The sequence below is a fragment of the Peptoniphilus sp. oral taxon 386 str. F0131 genome (genome assembly GCF_000090945.1).
Lineage (GTDB): Bacteria > Bacillota > Clostridia > Tissierellales > Peptoniphilaceae > Anaerosphaera > Anaerosphaera mikwangii.
The window spans coordinates 124,384-144,504 of the sequence record NZ_GL349422.1 but is presented as its reverse complement, the minus strand read 5'-3'; the positions used below and the strand labels follow the sequence as shown (position 1 = coordinate 144,504).

Below are 20,121 nucleotides of genomic sequence, written 5' to 3'. Positions count from 1 at the left end.
TTAATTAAAAGGTAATGAAATGAATATAGAGATTAAAAAAAATGAATTGATAATAAAAGATTTATCTTTCTTTGAACCCGCTCATATATTTAAATGCGGTCAAGCATTCAGATGGAAAGAAGAACAAGATTTATCTTTTACAAATATTGCATTTGGTAAAATATTAAATATATCTAAAATCGGTGAAGATGTAATTTTAAAAAATACTTCTATTGAAGAATTTAATGAACTTTGGGTGGATTATTTTGATTTGAATAGAGATTATTTTTCACTTAGGGAAGAGCTGTCGTTTGATGAAATATTAAGAGCTGCACTTGAGTATGGGAATGGAATTAGGATTTTAAATCAGGATCCGTTTGAAACAATAATAACATTTATAATTTCTGCAAATAATCAAATTCCAAGAATAAAAAAGTCGATAGAAAAGATTTCTCAAATGTATGGGGAAAAAATCGGAGAGTATCTCGGAGAAGAGTATTATAATTTTCCGAGTGCAGATAAATTAGCTTTGGCAGATCCGAAAGATTTAAGAGAATTTGCTAAGGTCGGTTTCAGGGATGAGAGAATAGTAAAAGCATCAAAGATGATTAGAGATAGAGAGATAGATATTGGACTCTTATATGATTGTCCGATTGAGATGGCTAGAGAAGAGCTTATGAAACTTCCGGGTGTAGGTCCGAAAGTTGCGGATTGTGTGCTTTTGTTTGCATTTAAAAGACAAGAGTCATTTCCTGTTGACGTTTGGATAAAGAGGGTAATGGAAGAACTATACTTAAAGAAGAGTACAAACAAAAATAAAATCGCTGATGAAGGTAGGAGAATTTTTGGAAAGAATGCCGGATTTGCTCAGCAATATTTATTTTTCTATGGCAGAGAGAATCAACTTGGAAGGTGAGTAAATGATAGCAGCACTTGTAAACGGAATAGCAATAATTATATGCTCAATATTCGGGAAGTTTGTCGGAGGAAAATTTAGAACTGAACTTCAGGACCAGTTAATGGATATATTAGCTATATGTATTTTTTTCATAGGAGTTTCAACTTCGCTATCGGGAGAAAATGTAACTCTTGTTGTACTTTCATGTATAATTGGAGTTATAATAGGAGATGCGATAGGAATAGAAGATAAGCTTTATTTATTTGGTGATAAAGTTAGAAATTTAGTTATGAAAAATAGAAATGATACTTCATCTAAATTTGTTGAAGGATTTATAACGGGGTCCATATTATTTGCAATGGGAAGTATGGCAATACTGGGTTCAATAGCGGCAGGAGTTTCTAAAAATTATTCCGTATTGTTTGCAAAATCAATAATAGATGGAGTTACGGCAGTGGTTTTATCATCTATGTACGGAATAGGTGTATTGTTTTCCGGTATAGTAGTATTTTTATATGAAGGAGCAATAGCATTATTTGCAGGTTCACTTCAGTCGTTTTTCACACCTACAATAGTTGCAAATATATCAGGAGTTGGGGGTATATTGATTATGGCAATAGGAATAGATATGTTAAAAATAAAGGAAATAAAAACATCGAATATGATGCCGGCAATATTAATTCCCATCGTTTACGAGATACTTTTAAATTTAATTAAATAATAGAAGAGAGTACATTCAGTACTCTCTTTTTATAAGTTCAGATAAAATATAATTATATTGTTTGACGATTTTATACTTGTTATCATGACGATTATTATTCGGATTTTATTTTATAATTCATATATGATAATCTGAAGATGTATAATTACTTTTCATATCTATCTTTTAAATAATTTATAATATCACGTGATTCATACATGGGTTTTTCTCCGATAAAAAGACATGGCACTTGTCTCATTCCACCTTTTTCTATAAGATAATCTCTTGCATCTTTATCTTTATCAATGTTTATAATTTCGATATCTGAAATATTATTTTTACTTATAAAAAATTCTACTCTCTTACAAAATGGACACCATGTTCCTGTAAATAATCTTAAATTTTCCATAAATCCTCCTAAATTTTAATTCTTATGAATTATTTACCCCATAACAATACGTTCAATCATTTAAAAACTATGTAGTTTTTGATATAATAACATAGATTAGAGGTGAATTATATGAATTTATTTGATGACTTTGCAAATAATTTTAGTGATGTTACTAAAAAGATTAGAGAAAATTCTAAGGAAATAAAAAGACAAACTCTTATTAAGATTGAAATAGCAAAAGAAGAAAGACGCTTAAACAAGTCTTATGAAGAGTTGGGAAGAGAATTTTATAAAATTAACAAAAGACTTTCAGATGGAAATTCAAATTATATAGATAATATAATGGATAAAATAGATATTTCTATATCCAAAATAGAGGCGTTAAAGACAAAGCTTTCTACAGTTTTTAACAATGTTAAAAGTGAAAAATTTGATGAATATAAACCTGATGAGTCTGTGATATATATTGATGAAAGAGATTTAAAATAATTTCTTGGAGGATAAATGGAAAAAGAAAAGATTAAAGTATTTGATACTCTTCTTAGCTATATTGAGATTGGAGAAGGAGAACCTCTTGTAATACTTCACGGATGGGGGGCAAATATTGAGTCAATTATGCCGATAGTAAATTGTGCTCCAAAAAAATTCAAAGTATATGCTTATGACGCAGCCGGATTTGGAGACAGTGAAGAGCCTAAAGATGCTCTTTCTACCGAAGATTATGAAAGGTATCTGGTTGAATTTTTAAGGCTTAAAAATATAGATAAGGCTACTTTTATAGGACATTCATTTGGAGGTAAGACACTTAGTATCTTTGCGGCTAAACATCCTGAAAGAGTAAATAAACTTGTTTTAGTTGATGCATCCGGTGTAATCCCGAAGAGAACTTTAAAATATTATTTAAAAGTATACAGCTTTAAATTTTTAAGGGGAATTTATACAAAATTAAATTTTTTCAAGGATAGGGAAGAGGTATTAAAAAAATTTTATGAAAAATTTGGTTCTGATGACTATCAAAATTCTAAGGGAATTATGAGAAAAACTTTTGTCAAGGTTGTGAATGAAGCTACAACACAGTATTTTGATAAAATTATTGCGCCGACTTTATTAGTTTGGGGAGAGAACGACGATGCTACTCCGCTATATATGGCAAAGGTTTTTGAAAGTAAAATAAAAGATAGCGGACTTGTAGTTTTAAAAGGGGCAGGACATTTTAGTTATATAGATGATTACTCTACGTTTAGTGCAATTATAAATTCATTTTTAAGATAGGAGAATTTATGTTATATATTTTTTTGATTAAATTTTTAGTTATTTTTGTTACACTTTATTTTTCAATAATAAGAAGTAATTATCCGATTCATATGCTACAGCTTGAAGGATATGAAAATGATGAATATTTAAAGTGGATTTCAGAGAATAAAGATAAAGTGACAAAACTCTGGTATAAAAAGCAAGATGAAGAAAAAAGTCCTCTTGTTTGGACTGATAGGGCGAAAAGGCTTATGAAAAAGCATGAGCTGGTAAATATTATTATAGTTTTTATTATTTGTATAGTAGCAGATATAATCTATTTATTTTTTGATAATATTGCATTTTTAGTTATATTTCTTTTGATAACAGGATTTCTGCTGTATTTTTATCAATATAAGTTGATTGTAGTTTCGAACAAGTTTGCAATACCGAAAGAGTTGGAAATAAATATGGGATTTTATAAACAGGCCCAGGAAAAGATTAGAAATTATAAAGAAAATTATGACCTTAAAGTACTTGGAATAACAGGTTCATTTGGTAAAACATCAGTTAAATTTATTTCAAACACAATATTATCTGAAGGGCTTAGAGTTAAAAATACTCCTTCATCATTTAATACCCCAATGGGACTTTCAAAAATAATAAATAATGAGCTTGAAAATACTACGGAGGTATTTATAGCAGAACTTGGTGCGAAGAAAAGAGGAGAAATTGAAGAAGTAGCAGCATTGGTTCAACCTAATATAGGAATAATTACAGCAATAGGACCTACACATATGCATCTTTTCAAGACGATAGATAATATTCAAAATACCAAGTATGAATTAATAGAGATGTTACCTGAAAATGGAGTTGCAATTTTTAATTATGATAATGACTATGTAAAGCCTCTTGCAGATAAGACTGAAATAAAGACAATAAGGTATGGAATTAAAGATGTAGAGAAACTTGATGTATATGCAACCGATATTAGTGTAGATGAAATGGGATCTAAATTTATTTTACACATAAGAGAACTTGGAGAGATTGAGTGTGAGAGTAAACTTTTAGGAGTGCATAATATTTCAAACTTACTTGCAGCTGCATCGAGTGCATATATTCTTGGACTATCATTGGAACAAATAGCAAACGGAATGAAAAAAGTTGAACCGGTTGAACATAGGCTCAATATTGTAAATTCAAATTCAGGAGTAATAGTAATTGATGATGCTTTCAATTCAAATCCGATTGGATTTAGAGCGGCACTTGATGTAATTTCCGAGTTTAAAGATGGCAGAAAAATTATAATAACTCCGGGAATGGTAGAACTTGGAGATATGGAAGAAGAAGAAAATTATAAGATAGGTTTTGAAATCGCAAAAACATGTGATTTTGTAATACTTGTTGGGAAAAAGAGGACTGCTCCGATTTATAGGGGACTTGAAGATGCGAAATATAATTTGGAAAATGTATTTAGAGTTAACAGTCTGAATGAAGCTACACAGGTGTTAGGACATTTAAGTGCACCTAAGGATGTGGTTTTGTTTGAAAATGATTTGCCTGATAATTATAGTGAGCAATAGGAGGAAAAGATGGAAAATATAGCAGTAGTATTCGGGGGACGAAGTGTTGAACATGAGGTATCCATAATTACAGGGATGCAAATAATGGAAAATATGGATAAGAGTAAATATAATCCAATTCCATTATATATAACTAAGGAAGGTAAATTTTTAACAGGAGATTGTTTAAAGAATTTTTCAACATTTAAGAAAAATGATTTTTCTGAGGCGATAGAAGTATTTTTTAAAGGATACACAGGGGATTCAAATATGTATACTATAAAAATACAAAAATCGGGTCTTTTTTCCAAAGAAAATTTCGGGATAGAAGTATATGCTAAAATTGATGCGGTATTCCCCGCATTACATGGAACATATGGTGAAGATGGATGTTTTCAAGGTTTGCTTGAGTTAATTCAAGTTCCGTATGTCGGATGTGGTGTAATGAGTGCAGCAGTCGGTATGGACAAAGTAGTAATGAAAAAAGTATTTCAATCAGAAAACATACCGATGACAGAGTATTTTTATTTTTATCGAGATGAGTGGAAAAACAGAGATGAAATAATAGAAAAAGCTGAAAAATTGGGATACAGTTTATTTGTAAAACCTGCCAATTTAGGTTCTTCTGTAGGAATATCAAAAGCAACAAATAGAGAAGAATTTGTTGAGGCAGTTGAAATTGCAGTTCATTATGATAGAAAGATCATAGTTGAACGTGCTGTTGAAAATCCGAGAGAAATAAATGCTGCAGTTATGGGCTATGAGGGAGATATAATTGTTTCTGCGTGTGAAGAGCCTATCGGTTGGAAAGATTTGTTGAAATATGAAGATAAATATATTGCAGGCTCCAAAGGTTCTAAAGGGATGAAAAATAAAAAGAAAAATTTACCTGCAGATATACCTGAAGATGTAAGAGCTGAAATTGAAAAATATGCACATCTTGCATTTAGAGCAATAGATGGTATGGGAGATGCAAGAATAGATTTTTTACTTGATGGAGATAAAGTTTATGTAAATGAAATAAACACTCTTCCGGGTTCAATAGCATTTTATCTTTGGGAAGAAAGCGGAATTTCGTTTAAGGAATTAATTACAAGACTTATTGAGCTTTCAAAAATAAGATACAAACAAAAATCTGAAAATATAACATCGTATAATTCTGATTTATTGACAAAAACTTCTTATGGAGCAAAATTGTAATGATAAAAGAAAAAATCTTTGAGAGTATAAAAGATCGTGCGCCAATGACAAAAGAGCAAATTGCTAAACTCTTTGAAATAAAAAATAAAGAAAAATCTGAATTTTACAAATTACTTCAAAAACTTGAAAATGACGGTCTATTGTTTTTGCTCGATCATAAATATATTGCTATTGACAATAAAAGATATAGATATGGAAAAGTTCAGGGAAATGAAAAGGGATTCGGATTTTTATTACAAGACGATGAAGATGTTTTTATTTCTGAAAATAATATGAATTCAGCATTAAATGGTGATGAAGTAGTTGTTAAAGTTCTTGATAGAAAAGCCGGAGACAGCATTGAAGGAAAGATAATCCTCATAGTAAAAAGAGCTAATGAAAAGGTAGTCGGTACATTTCAAAATTGTCAAAAATTTGGTTTTGTAGTTCCTGATGATAATAAAATTTCCTTTGATATATTTGTTTCAAAAAAAGATTTTTTAGGAGCCAAGGATGGACAAAAAGTTCTTGTAAAAATTGAAAAATGGCCTGAAAAAAATAAGAAGCCCGAAGGGAAAATAATTAAAATTTTTGGTTATGAGGGAGAAAAAGAAGTTGATATTTTAAGTATTGCAGCAAGTTTAAATCTGCCTATGGAGTTTAGTAATTCTGCATTATCTCTTGCAAAGTCAATACCTACATTTGTAGCTGAAAAAGATTTAAAGGATAGACTTGATTTAAGAGATATAACTACGTTTACAATTGATGGAGCGGATTCAAAAGATTTTGACGATGCTGTTTCAATAGAAAAACTTGAAAATGGCGGCTATAGACTCGGTGTGCATATTGCAGATGTATCGCATTATGTAAAAGAATCTGATGAAATTGATAAAAATGCTTACGAAAGAGGAAATTCGGTTTATCTTATAGATAAAGTAATACCTATGTTGCCTGAAGAACTTTCAAATGGCATATGTTCGTTAAATGAAGGGGTAGATAGACTTACTCTTTCAGTTATGATTAATTTGGATAATAATGCTAAAGTAATTGAACATCAGATTGTGCCTGCAGTTATCAGATCCTCTAAACGATTAATTTATGACAATGTTTCTGATTTAATAGAAAAAAATATCGTAGATGAAAGTGTTTTAAATATTAAAGATGATTTACTTTTAATGAATGAACTTGCTCTTAAACTTAGAAAAAGAAGAATGGACAGGGGATCTATTGATTTTGATTTTCCGGAGGCGAAAATAACAGTTGATAATAATGGACGACCTACAGATATAATACGCGAAGAGAGAAGAAGTGCAAATAAATTAATAGAAGAATTTATGCTGTTATGCAATGAAACAGTTGCGGAACAATATTTTTGGATGGAACTTCCATTTATATATAGAATACATGAAGAGCCTGATGAGGAGAAAATTGAAAGTTTAAATAAAATATTAAGACATTTAGGCTTGAAATTAAATACTCAAAATTTGGATTCTAAAGAAGTTCAAAGCCTTATAGAAAAAGTAAAGGGAAAAGAGTTTGAGTTATTTGTGAGTACTCTAATTTTAAGAAGTATGAAAAAGGCGAGATATTCAGAACAAAATGATATACATTTCGGACTTGCGGCAAAATATTATTCGCATTTCACATCGCCGATAAGAAGATATGCCGACCTTACAATACACAGAATAATAAAAGACTCTATAAAAAATAAATTGACAACAGGAAGAATAAACTATTTTGAAAATGTACTTTCGGATTTTGCGAAACATATATCTGCAACAGAGAGGCTTGCACAAGATGCGGAGAGAATGGTCGAATCAGTTAAGATGGCTGAGTACATGTCTGATAGAATAGGAGAAGAATATCCTGCAATCCTTTCTTCTATTACAAGTTTTGGAATGTTTGCTCAACTTGAAAATACAATTGAAGGGCTTATAAGCTATCAAAGCCTTTCGGATTATTTTGAATATAATGAAGAAGAATATTCTGCAGTTGGTAGAGATACAGGAAAAGTTTATAACATAGGAGATAAAATTACCGTAAAAGTTGTAAATACAAATATTACAAGAGGAACTATCGATTTTGAGATAGTAGGTGATGAAAATGGCAAAGAGTGTTGATAATGCCTTAGCTACGAATAGAAAAGCAAGACATGATTATTTTATTGAAGATACAATTGAAACAGGAATAGAACTTAGAGGAACAGAGGTAAAATCTCTTAGAAAGGGCAAGGCAAATATTTCAGATGCATATGCGGAAATTAAAAATGGAGAAGTTTTTGTGGAAAATATGCATATCAGTCCTTATGAACAGGGAAATATTTTTAATGTAGATCCGCTTAGAGTCAGAAAATTATTACTTCACAAGAGTGAAATAAGACGTCTTGAAAGAGATACTACTTTGAAGGGATACACTCTTATTCCGCTTAAGTTATATTTGAATAGAGGTAGAGTTAAACTTGAACTTGCCGTTGCAAAAGGTAAAAAATTATATGATAAAAGAGAAACCTTGGCAAAAAAAGATGCTCAGCGGAAAATAGAGCAGGCAATTAAGGAAAGATATTAAAAATATTGTGTCTAATATGAGTAGAGCCTAAACGGCTCTATTTTTTATAATTAACAGTAATTGATTTAAATTTAAAAGATTAATATAATTAAAAACAGGAGATGATTTTATGAAAAAAATAAAAACTGTGATGACATTAACTTTACTTTTATCGTTAATTTCGACAAGCGTATATGCAAAAGAAAAAGTAACGCTCCCGACATTTAAAGTTAAATTAAACGGAATTGAAATGAAAAATGACTATTCAAAATATCCGTTAATTGTCTATAAGGACGTAACATACTTTCCGATGACATATCACACAACAAGATTTTTAGGACTTGAAACAAAATACACAAACAGTGAAGGACTTAGAATAGAAAAGATAAATTCAAACAGTAAGGCTGAATTTTATGAAAGCACAATAAAAAACGATAAAAGTCAATCGGCAGATAAACCTATATTTAAAGTAAGATTGAACGGAAAAGAAATAAAAAATAATGAAGAAAAATATCCATTATTAGTTTTTAGAGATGTAACATATTTTCCTATGACATGGAGGTTTTGTGTAGATGAGTTTGGCTGGGAATATAGCTTTGATAAAAATAACGGGCTTGTTATTAATTCAAAGAATATTTCTGAAAAAGATGTCTCTAAAGATTTAATAGGTAATATTTCCGGAGACCTTACAATAAATGAATCAAAGGATAAGGCAAAAATCAAACTTGGGAAAAGTGATGTAATAGCAGTTAAAAATAATGTAGCTTATTATACTTTAAACGGAGTATTATATTCGGCTCCGGTTGATAGACTTGATGAGAAAAAAGAAATTTTAAAATTAGATGCCAATTCTATTAATATTACAATTAGAGATGTAAACGGGAGATTAATTTTATATTATCAAAGTGGATACAGTCCGATTATGTCGAGTTCAAAACAATTTGAATTAAAAGAATCAAAGGCGGAAGAACTAAAATACAATCCGAGTTTTTCGGCATCTGTATATGGAAGAGATTATTGTGTTGACATTGACAGATTTATGGGAAGTAATATTGAGAATTTATATGAAATTGGAACTTATTCAAATAAGTTGGTTGGAGAAAAGGGATATAGTTATGGATATATTACAGTAAATAATTTACAATCTTCGGCAATCAACTATAGTTCTGAAAATTTAATAGGGTATAATGGAAATTTATATGCAATTTCAAATCATCTAAATAAGACAAGATTGTCTAAGATAGATGTTGTGAAAAATACAACTAAAGTATTAAATACCACAGATACATTTGGGATATTCAGAGATAAAAATTTAATTTACTACACAGATTTGAAAAATGTTTATACTTATAATATGGATAACGGAGACAATGTAACTATATTACAAGATATAAATGCAAATAAATCATCAAATATGATTGAAAATAAAATGGCAGTTTTAAACTCAAATATATATTATAGAGGATACGACTCATATTTATATTTAAATAAAAATAAGATTGCAGATACTAATAATTTATCCAATTTAAGAACAATGGGAAATAATAACAGATATATTGTTGCAACATTTTCAGATACAGGCAGTTCTTCAAACAAGATAATGGTATTTGATGAACTTGGAAGGATTGTCTTTAAAACTGCAGATGCAAGTCAGAATATTTCCATAGATGGAAATAAACTGTATTACCATACAATTGACAATAATAAATTAAATAGTGTAGAACTTAATAAATAATAGGAAAAAAGTAATTGACAATTATTTAATGATATAGTAAAATATAAAATTTGACTTTTTTGCTTGACTATATTATAATGGTATAAGTCATTGGATTATAGTATAGAGGTGATATCTGTGAATCAAATGATGCTGATAAAAAATAAGCTGGAAGAGAATTTAGGTAAAAAAGTCATAGTTAAGGCTGAAGTCGGAAGAAAAAAATATACAACCAAAGAAGGTATTTTAAAATCAGTGTATTCGAGTATATTTTTAGTTGATATTCAAAACGGTGATGATTTTTCCGCATCTACATTCACTTACTCAGACGTTTTAACACAGACAGTCAAGATTATTATTTTGGATGATGTAAAAAATAATGACATAAAGAAAATTTCTTAAAAGAGAGCAAAGGCTCTCTTTTTTCCTATGTAAAGAATAGGGGTTGTGCTATAATTAAAATAATGAGGTGCAATATGAAAGCTAAATCATACGCAAAAATAAATCTTTCTTTAGATGTTGTAGGAAAAAGAGAAGACGGATATCATAATATAAAAACTATAATGCAGAAAATTTCTCTATATGATGAAATTGAATTTAGAAAAATAGATAGAGGGTTTAATTTAAAATCGAATGTAAGCAGTATTAATAATGATGACAACTTGATATATAAAGCATGGAAGTGTATGTGTGAATATAAAAATCGGGAACTGCCGATAGAAGTTACTCTGAAAAAAAACATACCGATAGCAGCAGGGCTTGCGGGGGGAAGCGGAAATGGAGCGGAAACTTTAAAGGCAATTAATAAGTTGTATAATATTGGACTCAGCATAGAAGAACTTAGAGAAATGTCTTTAAAAATCGGAGCGGATTTTCCGTATATGTTAACCGGAGGTACAGTGCTTGCAAGCGGAATAGGAGAAAAACTTGAAAGGCTTACAGATTTTAACGGAGTAAGTGTTTTGATTGTAAATCCTAATTATGGAATTTTCACAAAAAGTGTATATCAAAATATTTCAATTGAAGATAATAGGATAGATTTTGATAAAATAGTGGAAAGTATGAAATATAAAAGTGCAAAAAAGCTTAAGGGATTACTTGAAAATAAGATGGAAAAAGTTGTATTTAAAAATCATCCCGATATAGCTTTAATAAAATGTGAGCTTGAAAATTTTGGAGCGACTTCTTTGATGAGCGGATCAGGCTCAACTGTATTTGGATTATTTGATGATGATATTGCTTTAAATAAAGCCTACTTATATTTTTTTGAGAAATATAAAAATTGTTACAAGGCAGTTACTGTTGGAGGAGAAGATGAGATTTAATGTTGCTATAATTGGCGATGGAATAGGGACAATAGAGTTATACCGAAGTCTTAGAGAAAAAGTATCTGAAAAATTCGTAATCACAATTGATAACATAAATTATCCATATGCTCTCAGAAAAAATGCAATAGCTGAAAATTCGCATAAGCTTCAAAATTTTGCACAGAAGATAATTAAACTTATGATTATTTCAAGCCCTTCAATAGCTCTTAACATAAATAGAGATGTAAGATATAAGATAGCAGATGGATTGGCGGAATTTTATGATAAATTTGAAACTGCAGGGGATAGACTTGTTTTAAGTGATGCTTATTTTAAAAGCTATCTTGAAGAAAAATACTTTGCAATCAATGTAAAAGATGTACAAATACTTTTAAACAGTATAAATGATTTTGACTTTAATAGATATATAATTTCAGAATTGCTTAAGTGCTACATTGGAAATGAAAAAAATATCTTTGTAATGGATATATCACTTTGCCTTATAAAAGAATATTTTTATGAATTATTTCCGGACAAGAACTTTTATTTTTTAGATGAATTTATTTTGGAAGAGATAAATAAATTAGATGTACTTAAAAATAATGAAGAAAAATCTACTGTAAAATACAGAGTCAGTGCATATAGACGAGGATTTTATTTAAGTTGTGAAGAAATTTTTAAAGAAGATTTCAGCTCTGTAAAAGAAGTATTAATAGATGAGAATTAAACAGAGGTAAAGATGGAAGATAGATTAGATGAAGTTGAAAATATTTTAAATGAAATATATGATGAAATTCCGCAGAGAATGTTTAAGTATTTAAACGGCGGCATAATAATAGAAGAGAATATTTGCTATCATCCGGAGTCAAAAAATGATGATTTAATATGTCTCGGAGCATATAAACGCAGCATGCTCGGTAACAGCATTATAATATATTATGGTTCATTTATGAATATGTATGGGTATTTATCACATGAAGAACTTAAAGAAAAGCTCAGAGAAACTTTACATCATGAATTGACACACCATCTTGAATGGCTTGCAAAAGAAAATGATCTTGAAATTGAAGATAGAGAATTTATAAATAGATATAAGGAGAGAGAATGAATAAAATTTTAGGATATTTTAATAAGGCTATAGGTACATTAATAGATTATATACTTCAAGGATTTATATACATTGTAAATTTTTTAGTCAGCATCTTTTCATCATTCAGACAGATTATCGGATTGATGCTTTCTATGAGTGGTTGTCTGGTATTACTTTTTATTTTTAACCCTATATTTTTTGGGTTTTTACTTTCAAATCCGTTTATACTCACAATAATAATACTTTCTGTTGTAGTTCCATTTATAGGGAAAATTGCAGTTAGCTATTTAAAATATATTAAATATATGGCGACAGAATATTTTTATGATAAGGCGGACTTTTATTTGCTTGGCAGAAGAGCTTCATTTGAAAAAATGGAAGATTATGGCAAGAAATATAGAGATGATATGGAAAGAGAAAGAATAAAAAGAGAAGAGGCAAGACGCAAGAGAGAGGAAGAAGAATTTAAAAAAAGATTTGAGAATATGGGTGGAGGTACTTATTGGACATTCGGAGATTATGGCGATTTTGAGGAATTTTTCAGACAAGCCCAGCAAGGCGGAGGATATTATCAAGGTAGCTATAACGGACAATATCAAAATCAAGGAAATTATCAGGGATATACATCTTCATCTTTTAAGTCTCAATATGAGCAAGCTTGTAATACATTAGGAGTAGGTTATAATGCCGATAAATATGAAATAAAGCTCGCATACAAAAAGATGGCAAAAATGTATCACCCCGATATCAATAAAGAGCCGGGGGCAACAGAAATGTTTCAAAAAATTAATAGTGCCTACGAGTTTTTAAATGATGCCAACATACAAAAATATAAAACTATGAATTAAAAAGTTCCGACATTGTCGGAACTTTTTGATATCTGAATTCAAATTTTATTTAGAAGTATGTGTATCGTCTTAATATAAAGATTAAGACCTCTTGTTAAAACTTCTTCATCATAGTCAAATGCTTCATTATGGTGAGGAGCTTTAAGTGTTGTACCGAGTAAAAAGTGAATTGATTTTCCGCCTTTATCTTCAGTACTTTTTAATAAATAACTAACATCTTCAGAAGCATTTAATCTTGGATTGAGCGTAGTCTTAAAACCTATTTCATTTAGCTTGGAATTTATATATTTTGTAAATTCAGGGTATTTAGTTTCAAAACATATGGCTTCTCCGACGATTTCTATTTTATATTCAAGACCATAGCTAATGGCAGTACCCTTGACTGCATTATTTAGCTTGTCATATAGATCATTTAAGATGATTTCGTTTTCGCCTCTTATTTCAACTTGCATGTAACTATTTTGTGCGATTATATTTCTGGCATTTCCTGAGTGGAGTGTGCCGACATTTATTCGGGCCATTCCATTTGAATATTGAGCGAAACTGTGAAGTGTAAGTGCAAGAGATGCAGCGCCGAGTAATGCATTTCGACCGAGTTGAGGATTTGCCGCAGCATGAGACGATATTCCGTAAAAGGTTATATCTATTTTTTTTGTAGCAAGAAAACCTATGCTTCCTACTCCTATAGTAGAATCCGGTTGATTTAATCCTATATGTGAAGAAATCATATAGTCTAAATTATCAGTGGCACCTGCGCCATCAATTGATTTTCCGCCACGAACTTCTTCTTCTGCAGGTTGAAATATAATTCTAAATGCTCCGGACAGGTTGTCTATATTATCTGCAATATATTTGCAAAGCGAAAGTCCGATTGCAATATGACCATCGTGGCCGCATGCATGACATGTGTTTTCATTTTTTGAACGAAATGACAGCTTATTTGGAATATGATCAATATTTTCTGTTTCGTGAATTGGAAGGGCGTCTATGTCAAATCTAAATCCGAAACTTGGACCTTTTTCAGGCGATACCATTTCAGCAATACATCCTGTATACCCTTCAAAGATTTCGGATGTATCAAAGTCTACATCATCAAGCAAGATATGCTTGGAATGATTTTTAAGTTCTTCATTTGAAGGAACACCCAAGCGTTTTGAGTGAATGGATTTTCCGTATTTTACATTAAAGCCCATATTTTTTAATTGTTTTATTATTTCTATTGTGGTTTGCATTTCAAGAAATCCGGTTTCGGCAATTTGTCTAAAAAACCTTCTGTTTGCAATTGCATTTTCAATATATTTTTCCATTTTATTACCTAATCAAATAAAAAGAGGAGCTAAGTCCTCTTTTATATTATTTTTCTATTGATGCTTTGTATATAGATTCTATTGAGCTGTCAAGAAGCTCATCAAATTCTTTTTCAGTTTGATTTACATTAAGTCCTTCTGAAAGAGCTCTTGAGAAACTTGCTATCATATTTTGATTTTTAGAAAGCAATTCATTTGAAAGTTCTCTTGAATAACCGCCTGAAAGAGCTACTATTCTAACAACTTGTTCAAAATTCACCAAATCGGAATATAAATTTTCAACTGTTGGAATTGTGAATTTGAACATTACATATACATCTTTTTCAAGAGCTTCAAGTTGTTTAACAACTTCCTTTTTTAATACTTCTTCAATTTCAGATTTTTTTTCTGCATTAATATCAACTTCAGGTTCAATAATAGGAACGAAGCCTGCTTTTGATATTTTCTTTGCATATTCAAATTGTTGTTCAACAATTTCTTTTATTCCATTTTCATTGAGTTCTTTAATTACAGATCTCATTTTAGTTCCGAATATGTTTCTTTCTTTTGCATTTTCAAGAAGTTCATCTAAATTTTTCATAGGTTTCATAAGTTGAACTCCATTATTTAAGTCTGCTAAGCCTTCATCTACTTTTAGGATAGGAACTATGCCTTTTTGTTCCCAAAGAAAATCTGCTGTGTAAAGGTCATCTATTTTTGAATTCATAGTAACTTTAAATAATATAGCTGCAAGAATTCTTTCACTTGAGAATGATGGACTTTTTATAATTCTTGTTCTCATATCGTGAACTAATTTAAACATTTCTTCATCATTATTGTAAGAATCTTCCATTACACCGTAAAGCTTTAAAGCTTTTGGAGTGGAACCGCCACTTTGGTCAAGTGCAGCTACAAAACCTTTGCCTGTTCTCATTCTTTCAAGTTGTTTAGTATTCATTTAGTACCTCCATATTTAATATTTATTTGTAATATTAATCATATTAAGTATATCACAAAAACACTTAATGTTATAGTTATTATTAAACTTGTATAATCGGTTCTTTTAATATAAAATTAATTTAGTATAAGGAGAATATAATGTATTACGCAGTAAAAAAAGGAAGAGAAGTAGGAATATATACTACATGGGATGAATGTAAAGCGCAGGTTATAGGATATAGCGGTGCGGTTTATAAAAAATTCAATACAAAAGATGATGCCGTTTTATTTATTAAGGGTATACCGGAAGAGCGGACAGAAATACAGTTTGAGGAAGATATTAAGGATGGAGAGATAATTTCCTATGTGGACGGTTCTTATTCGGTTATTGACGGAAGTTTTTCCTATGGAGCTGTTCTATTTGACAATGATATATATGAAACTTCATCCAAGAGATATTATGACGAAGATTCTACTATGAGAAATGTTGCAGGGGAACTTAAAGGTGCAATGTATGCCATACAAAGAGCGGTAGAACTTGGGAAAAAAAGGATATATTTACATTATGATTATGCAGGTATAGAAAATTGGGCGACTGAAACTTGGAAGGCAAATAAAAAAGGTACTATTGAGTATAGAAATTATTATAAATCCATCAAGGATAAAATTGATGTTGTCTTTATAAAAGTGGCTGCACATAGTGGAGTCAAATATAATGAAATTGTAGACAAGCTTGCCAAAGAAGCAAAGTGAGGTATGTATGAGAAAGTCTTGGAACGAATATTTTATGGAAATAACAGAGATGGTTGCTATAAGATCTACTTGTGACAGAGCTTTTGTAGGGTGTGTCATAGTAAATAAAGATCATCGAATAGTATCAACCGGATATAACGGTTCGCTTGCGGGCAATCCTCAGTGTGATGAAATAGGACATACAATGCGAGACGGTCATTGTATAGCTACGATTCATGCTGAAATGAATGCCTTATTATATTGTGCAAAAGAGGGAATACCGGTAAAAGATTGTGTTGCCTATGTTACTCATTTTCCATGTTTAAATTGCACAAAATCACTAATTCAGGCAGGAATTAAAGCGATTTATTATAAAGAGGCATACAGAGTAGATGAATATGCCTTGGAACTTATAAAAAAGAATAACATAGAGCTTAAACAAATTAAAGGATGTAAATAGTACAGGGATTTGTGATGTACAATTTAAAAAATAGCAGTTTCGACAGGGCTGTGAATTGTACTGGTGAATAACAAGACATTATAGAATTAGAATAAGGTGATTATAATATGTACGGATTAGTTTTAGAAGGTGGAGGAGCAAAGGGAGCCTATCATATAGGTTCCTATTTTGCTCTAAAGGAGTTAGGATTTGAATTTAAAGCGGTAGTAGGGACTTCAATAGGGGCAATTAACGGAGCTATGATAGTGATGAATGAGCCGGATAAGTGTGCAAATTTATGGAAGAGTATGTCATTTCAAGATTTTAGCACGGACGATTCAGACACAACGAATGCTATAGTTGCATTGATGTCAGAAAATACACAGGATGGAAAATTTTCATTTGAAAAGTTTAAAGGTATAAAAGAAACATTAAGCAGCAGGGGAATACCGGTTGATCCGTTAAGGCAATTAGTTACAACTTATATTGATGAAGAAAAGGTTAGAAACTCAAAAATAAAATTTGGGCTGACAACTTTAAATCTTACAGATAAAAAAGGAGAAGAGTTGTTTATAGATGAAATTGAAGAGGGAAAACTTCATAACTATATAATAGGGAGTTGTTATCTTCCGATATTTAAACTTGAACCGCTTGACGGTAAATACTATTTAGACGGAGGATTTTTTAATAAAATTCCATATAATATGGTGCAAAGGTTAGGGCTTACTCCTGTGATAGTCAGAGTCAATCCGTCAAATTTAAGAGATATCGCATTTCCGGATGATGCAATAGTAATATCACCAAGTAAAAAATACACGACATCTATGGATTTTGATCCCAAAAAAGCTGATGAGATAATGAGAATAGGATATTTTGATACTTATAAAAAATTAAATGGATTATTTGGAGATAAGTATTATATAAATCCATTTGATGAAGAAATGGCGTTTGAAATTTTACAGAATATGTACTTTGACAGATTAGATGAAATTTTAATTAGCGGTAAGTATAAAAACACTTCAAAGTATAGAGTTTTTTTTGAAGAAATAATCCCGGACCTTGCGAAAGAGTTGGGACTTAAGAGCGGTTATAACTATGTAGATTTGGTAGTAGCTATGATTGAAAGAGATGCACAAAAGTATAATATAGACTTCTTGAGAATTTATAATGTAGATGAGTTACTTAATGAAATTATGTCAAAAGAACCTATAATTAATCGAGAAATAGAGGTAGGAACTATAAATAAATTAGTTAAAAAGATGATTAAGCAATGAGATTAAACAAGATAGAAGAAATAGTAAAAAAATTAAAATCAGAACCAATGGAAATAAAAAATAAATATTCAATTTTTGTACCATTTATAGAAGTAGAAAAACAGACACATTTGTTGTTTGAAGTACGCTCTAAAAATCTCAACAATCAGCCGGGCGAAATTTGTTTTCCCGGAGGAAAAATTGAAAAACATGAAGATTATATACAGGCGGCGATAAGAGAAACCTGTGAAGAATTACTAATATCAAAAGTAGATTTAGATGTGTTTAATGGGGGAGATTTTTTAGTAAACTCCTATGGTTCTGTGATATATACTACCGTGGGAGAGATAACTAAAAGCATTGAAAATATATTTCCGAATAAAGAAGAGGTTGAAGATATATTTACTGTTCCCTTAAATTTCTTTTTTGAAAATGAACCTGATATATATGAAGTAGAGTTAATTGCAAAGAGAAATGATAAATTTCCATATAGCTTAATACCGAATGGAGAAAAGTATGATTTTAAAAGATCAAAAGATAGAGTTATATTTTATCAATATGAGGATAAAATAATTTGGGGATTCACAGCAAAAGTCATATATAATTTAATAAATAAATTAAAAAGTAACAAAATTTAACAATTATTATAGTGATATATTGAGTTTATACTCTTGATTTATTACAAAAATCAATTTAAATTCCAGAAATAAAATGTTGGAAAATAGCCGTTTTCATCTAAAGGTAACAAAAAAGTTACAAAAAACTTGACAAAATTATCAAAACCTTATATACTTAACAAGGAAGCAAAAGTTACAAAAAAGTTACAGAGTTTACAACAATGTAATTTTTATGGGAGGTTATTGGTAATGAATTTAACACAAAATAGTCTTAGAAAAAAAGCTGCTACTTTGTTAATAGGAGCTGTACTTTTATCTTCGACTATAACAATGGGTTTTTCAACTGTGTTGGGTAAGAGTGTAAATGTTATAATAAAGGGAGAAGAAAAGAAATTTATAACATATTCTGCAACAGTTGAAGACTTTTTGAAATCAGAAAAAATAATACTTAAGGATAAAGAAGTTATAACACCTAGCTTGAATACAGAAATAAAAGATGACATGGATATAATAATACAAGCTCCGAAGAGTTATCAAATTAATAACGGTAACGAGATTTATATTGCAAAAGCAGTAGGAGAAACAGTTTCTGAAGTTTTAGAAAATTTAAATATTAAAGTTGACTCTGACGATGTAGTAACACCTAAGCTGAATGCTAAGGCAAGTATAGAAAAACCGATAGTAATAGAAAGAGTTTTTAAGGAAAGTTCAGAAGTTAAAACTGAAATTCCATTTGAAACAATAAAAAATGAAAATGCTTCTTTAGTAGTAGGAGAAACAAAGATAATAAAAAAAGGTAAAGTTGGAGTAAAATCTGAAATAATACAAAATACATTTGTAAATGATAAGCTTGTATCGATAGATGTATTGAAATCGGAAATTCTTGAAGAACCTGAAACTGAAATTGTTGAAATCGGTACTAAGAAAACAGCCGCATCAGCAACTCTTGAGGGTAAAAAAATTAAAAAAGTAATAACAATGCAAGCTACAGCTTATGATCCTACTGCAGGTTCATTAACTGCACTTGGAACAAAAGCAAGAGTAGGAGCAGTTGCAGTTGACCCTAAAGTAATTCCGCTCGGTTCAAAATTGTATATTGAGACAATGGACGGATGGCCATCATATGGATATGCAGTTGCAGAAGATACGGGTGGAGCAATTAAAGGAAACAGAATAGATTTATTTTTCAACTCAAATGCTACTGCAAATGATTTTGGAAGAAGAAATGTAAAAGTATATGTAATAGAATAGTAAAAAGGCTTAGGATTTAATCCTAAGCCTTTTTAAAGTTAAATCAGCATTGAGATTTTAGTTTAAGGATATAAGAAAATATACTTGAAACTTCCATTATGTAAAGTGTTTTGCAGTGATATAATTTAAAGAGTTAAATTTTAAGTTAGTGGTATAAAA

The 20,121-nt window shown here is 30.1% G+C and carries 22 protein-coding genes; 19 read left to right on the top strand and 3 right to left on the bottom strand.

All coding sequences use genetic code 11. The annotated features are described in order from the left end of the window. Nucleotides 1-19 precede the first annotated feature (19 nt). Together HMPREF0629_RS00740 and HMPREF0629_RS00735 are read left to right on the top strand one after the other, a co-directional pair. Entirely contained in the window at nt 20-895 is an 876-nt protein-coding gene (locus tag HMPREF0629_RS00740; RefSeq protein WP_009221460.1) for a DNA-3-methyladenine glycosylase, read from the top strand. Nucleotides 896-899: 4 nt separating this feature from the next. After that, nucleotides 900-1,598 carry a DUF554 domain-containing protein gene (locus HMPREF0629_RS00735; RefSeq protein WP_009221459.1) on the top strand — a complete coding sequence of 233 codons (699 nt, stop codon included), beginning with the start codon at nt 900-902 and terminating at the stop codon, nt 1,596-1,598. A 145-nt stretch (nt 1,599-1,743) separates the two neighbouring features. On the opposite strand, the gene HMPREF0629_RS00730 is transcribed toward HMPREF0629_RS00735, so the two are convergent. Next, entirely contained in the window at nt 1,744-1,986 is a 243-nt protein-coding gene (locus HMPREF0629_RS00730) for a glutaredoxin (protein ID WP_009221458.1), read from the bottom strand. Nucleotides 1,987-2,097: 111 nt separating this feature from the next. Between HMPREF0629_RS00730 and HMPREF0629_RS00725 the strand changes: the two genes are divergently transcribed. From HMPREF0629_RS00725 to HMPREF0629_RS00670, 12 genes are all read left to right on the top strand, one after another. Further along, nucleotides 2,098-2,457, top strand: a complete 360-nt coding sequence (locus HMPREF0629_RS00725; RefSeq protein WP_039856371.1) for a hypothetical protein — start codon at nt 2,098-2,100, stop codon at nt 2,455-2,457. Between the two features lie 15 nt (nt 2,458-2,472). Then, nucleotides 2,473-3,240 carry an alpha/beta fold hydrolase gene (locus HMPREF0629_RS00720; RefSeq protein WP_009221456.1) on the top strand — a complete coding sequence of 256 codons (768 nt, stop codon included), beginning with the start codon at nt 2,473-2,475 and terminating at the stop codon, nt 3,238-3,240. A gap of 8 nt (nt 3,241-3,248) precedes the next feature. Then, nucleotides 3,249-4,784: a UDP-N-acetylmuramoyl-tripeptide--D-alanyl-D-alanine ligase gene (murF, locus tag HMPREF0629_RS00715; RefSeq protein WP_009221455.1), complete on the top strand. Its 1,536-nt coding sequence runs from the start codon at nt 3,249-3,251 to the stop codon at nt 4,782-4,784. A 9-nt stretch (nt 4,785-4,793) separates the two neighbouring features. Further along, the gene (locus tag HMPREF0629_RS00710) at nt 4,794-5,963 is read left to right on the top strand and encodes a D-alanine--D-alanine ligase family protein (RefSeq protein ID WP_009221454.1); all 1,170 of its coding nucleotides are present in this window, start codon (nt 4,794-4,796) and stop codon (nt 5,961-5,963) included. Beyond that, nucleotides 5,963-8,062, top strand: a complete 2,100-nt coding sequence (gene rnr / locus HMPREF0629_RS00705; RefSeq protein WP_009221453.1) for a ribonuclease R — start codon at nt 5,963-5,965, stop codon at nt 8,060-8,062. The genes HMPREF0629_RS00710 and rnr overlap by 1 nt, the downstream gene beginning before the upstream one ends. After that, nucleotides 8,040-8,507 carry an SsrA-binding protein SmpB gene (smpB, locus tag HMPREF0629_RS00700; protein WP_083763136.1) on the top strand — a complete coding sequence of 156 codons (468 nt, stop codon included), beginning with the start codon at nt 8,040-8,042 and terminating at the stop codon, nt 8,505-8,507. The genes rnr and smpB overlap by 23 nt, the downstream gene beginning before the upstream one ends. 109 nt (nt 8,508-8,616) lie before the next feature. Beyond that, on the top strand, nt 8,617-10,221 hold the full coding sequence (locus HMPREF0629_RS07605; RefSeq protein ID WP_009221451.1) for a hypothetical protein: 1,605 nt from the start codon (nt 8,617-8,619) through the stop codon (nt 10,219-10,221). Between the two features lie 126 nt (nt 10,222-10,347). Next, nucleotides 10,348-10,602 carry a Veg family protein gene (locus HMPREF0629_RS00690; RefSeq protein ID WP_255263838.1) on the top strand — a complete coding sequence of 85 codons (255 nt, stop codon included), beginning with the start codon at nt 10,348-10,350 and terminating at the stop codon, nt 10,600-10,602. A gap of 74 nt (nt 10,603-10,676) precedes the next feature. Next, nucleotides 10,677-11,525, top strand: a complete 849-nt coding sequence (gene ispE, locus HMPREF0629_RS00685) for a 4-(cytidine 5'-diphospho)-2-C-methyl-D-erythritol kinase (RefSeq protein ID WP_009221449.1) — start codon at nt 10,677-10,679, stop codon at nt 11,523-11,525. Further along, the gene (locus tag HMPREF0629_RS00680; protein WP_009221448.1) at nt 11,515-12,234 is read left to right on the top strand and encodes a hypothetical protein; all 720 of its coding nucleotides are present in this window, start codon (nt 11,515-11,517) and stop codon (nt 12,232-12,234) included. Before ispE ends, HMPREF0629_RS00680 begins: the two co-directional genes overlap by 11 nt. A gap of 12 nt (nt 12,235-12,246) precedes the next feature. Further along, nucleotides 12,247-12,615: a metallopeptidase family protein gene (locus HMPREF0629_RS00675; protein ID WP_009221447.1), complete on the top strand. Its 369-nt coding sequence runs from the start codon at nt 12,247-12,249 to the stop codon at nt 12,613-12,615. After that, nucleotides 12,612-13,445 carry a DnaJ domain-containing protein gene (locus HMPREF0629_RS00670; RefSeq protein WP_009221446.1) on the top strand — a complete coding sequence of 278 codons (834 nt, stop codon included), beginning with the start codon at nt 12,612-12,614 and terminating at the stop codon, nt 13,443-13,445. Before HMPREF0629_RS00675 ends, HMPREF0629_RS00670 begins: the two co-directional genes overlap by 4 nt. Nucleotides 13,446-13,483: 38 nt before the next feature. Here the strand turns inward: HMPREF0629_RS00670 and HMPREF0629_RS00665 are convergent, their stop codons facing one another. Then, a complete protein-coding gene (locus HMPREF0629_RS00665) occupies nt 13,484-14,752 on the bottom strand; it encodes an amidohydrolase (protein ID WP_009221445.1) in 1,269 nt (422 codons plus the stop codon). 46 nt (nt 14,753-14,798) lie between these two features. Next, complete coding sequence (locus HMPREF0629_RS00660) at nt 14,799-15,689, bottom strand: fructose bisphosphate aldolase (RefSeq protein WP_009221444.1); 891 nt, start codon at nt 15,687-15,689, stop codon at nt 14,799-14,801. A 140-nt stretch (nt 15,690-15,829) separates the two neighbouring features. Between HMPREF0629_RS00660 and HMPREF0629_RS00655 the strand changes: the two genes are divergently transcribed. The 5 genes from HMPREF0629_RS00655 to HMPREF0629_RS00635 all read left to right on the top strand — a co-directional run bounded on the left by HMPREF0629_RS00655 (nt 15,830) and on the right by HMPREF0629_RS00635 (nt 19,962). Further along, nucleotides 15,830-16,423: a viroplasmin family protein gene (locus HMPREF0629_RS00655; protein WP_009221443.1), complete on the top strand. Its 594-nt coding sequence runs from the start codon at nt 15,830-15,832 to the stop codon at nt 16,421-16,423. 7 nt (nt 16,424-16,430) lie between these two features. Then, nucleotides 16,431-16,862: a cytidine/deoxycytidylate deaminase family protein gene (locus HMPREF0629_RS00650; protein WP_009221442.1), complete on the top strand. Its 432-nt coding sequence runs from the start codon at nt 16,431-16,433 to the stop codon at nt 16,860-16,862. Nucleotides 16,863-16,969: 107 nt separating this feature from the next. Further along, the gene (locus HMPREF0629_RS00645; RefSeq protein WP_009221441.1) at nt 16,970-18,115 is read left to right on the top strand and encodes a patatin-like phospholipase family protein; all 1,146 of its coding nucleotides are present in this window, start codon (nt 16,970-16,972) and stop codon (nt 18,113-18,115) included. Then, nucleotides 18,112-18,732 carry a CoA pyrophosphatase gene (locus HMPREF0629_RS00640; protein ID WP_009221440.1) on the top strand — a complete coding sequence of 207 codons (621 nt, stop codon included), beginning with the start codon at nt 18,112-18,114 and terminating at the stop codon, nt 18,730-18,732. The genes HMPREF0629_RS00645 and HMPREF0629_RS00640 overlap by 4 nt, the downstream gene beginning before the upstream one ends. Nucleotides 18,733-18,960: 228 nt before the next feature. Continuing rightward, nucleotides 18,961-19,962 (top strand): 3D domain-containing protein, encoded by a 1,002-nt coding sequence (locus tag HMPREF0629_RS00635; RefSeq protein ID WP_009221439.1) that lies wholly within the window; start codon nt 18,961-18,963, stop codon nt 19,960-19,962. Nucleotides 19,963-20,121: the final 159 nt, after the last annotated feature.

Coding starts and splice junctions, on each gene's coding strand:
- murF (WP_009221455.1), top strand. CDS start 3,249: ATGTTATATATTTTTTTGATTAAATTTTTAGTTATTTTTGTTACACTT.
- HMPREF0629_RS00675 (WP_009221447.1), top strand. CDS start 12,247: ATGGAAGATAGATTAGATGAAGTTGAAAATATTTTAAATGAAATATAT.
- HMPREF0629_RS00660 (WP_009221444.1), bottom strand. CDS start 15,689: ATGAATACTAAACAACTTGAAAGAATGAGAACAGGCAAAGGTTTTGTA.
- rnr (WP_009221453.1), top strand. CDS start 5,963: ATGATAAAAGAAAAAATCTTTGAGAGTATAAAAGATCGTGCGCCAATG.
- smpB (WP_083763136.1), top strand. CDS start 8,040: ATGAAAATGGCAAAGAGTGTTGATAATGCCTTAGCTACGAATAGAAAA.
- HMPREF0629_RS00665 (WP_009221445.1), bottom strand. CDS start 14,752: ATGGAAAAATATATTGAAAATGCAATTGCAAACAGAAGGTTTTTTAGA.
- HMPREF0629_RS00655 (WP_009221443.1), top strand. CDS start 15,830: ATGTATTACGCAGTAAAAAAAGGAAGAGAAGTAGGAATATATACTACA.
- HMPREF0629_RS00640 (WP_009221440.1), top strand. CDS start 18,112: ATGAGATTAAACAAGATAGAAGAAATAGTAAAAAAATTAAAATCAGAA.
- HMPREF0629_RS00690 (WP_255263838.1), top strand. CDS start 10,348: ATGATGCTGATAAAAAATAAGCTGGAAGAGAATTTAGGTAAAAAAGTC.
- HMPREF0629_RS00735 (WP_009221459.1), top strand. CDS start 900: ATGATAGCAGCACTTGTAAACGGAATAGCAATAATTATATGCTCAATA.
- HMPREF0629_RS00670 (WP_009221446.1), top strand. CDS start 12,612: ATGAATAAAATTTTAGGATATTTTAATAAGGCTATAGGTACATTAATA.
- HMPREF0629_RS00650 (WP_009221442.1), top strand. CDS start 16,431: ATGAGAAAGTCTTGGAACGAATATTTTATGGAAATAACAGAGATGGTT.
- HMPREF0629_RS00710 (WP_009221454.1), top strand. CDS start 4,794: ATGGAAAATATAGCAGTAGTATTCGGGGGACGAAGTGTTGAACATGAG.
- HMPREF0629_RS00725 (WP_039856371.1), top strand. CDS start 2,098: ATGAATTTATTTGATGACTTTGCAAATAATTTTAGTGATGTTACTAAA.
- HMPREF0629_RS00730 (WP_009221458.1), bottom strand. CDS start 1,986: ATGGAAAATTTAAGATTATTTACAGGAACATGGTGTCCATTTTGTAAG.
- ispE (WP_009221449.1), top strand. CDS start 10,677: ATGAAAGCTAAATCATACGCAAAAATAAATCTTTCTTTAGATGTTGTA.
- HMPREF0629_RS00720 (WP_009221456.1), top strand. CDS start 2,473: ATGGAAAAAGAAAAGATTAAAGTATTTGATACTCTTCTTAGCTATATT.
- HMPREF0629_RS07605 (WP_009221451.1), top strand. CDS start 8,617: ATGAAAAAAATAAAAACTGTGATGACATTAACTTTACTTTTATCGTTA.
- HMPREF0629_RS00680 (WP_009221448.1), top strand. CDS start 11,515: ATGAGATTTAATGTTGCTATAATTGGCGATGGAATAGGGACAATAGAG.
- HMPREF0629_RS00645 (WP_009221441.1), top strand. CDS start 16,970: ATGTACGGATTAGTTTTAGAAGGTGGAGGAGCAAAGGGAGCCTATCAT.
- HMPREF0629_RS00740 (WP_009221460.1), top strand. CDS start 20: ATGAATATAGAGATTAAAAAAAATGAATTGATAATAAAAGATTTATCT.
- HMPREF0629_RS00635 (WP_009221439.1), top strand. CDS start 18,961: ATGAATTTAACACAAAATAGTCTTAGAAAAAAAGCTGCTACTTTGTTA.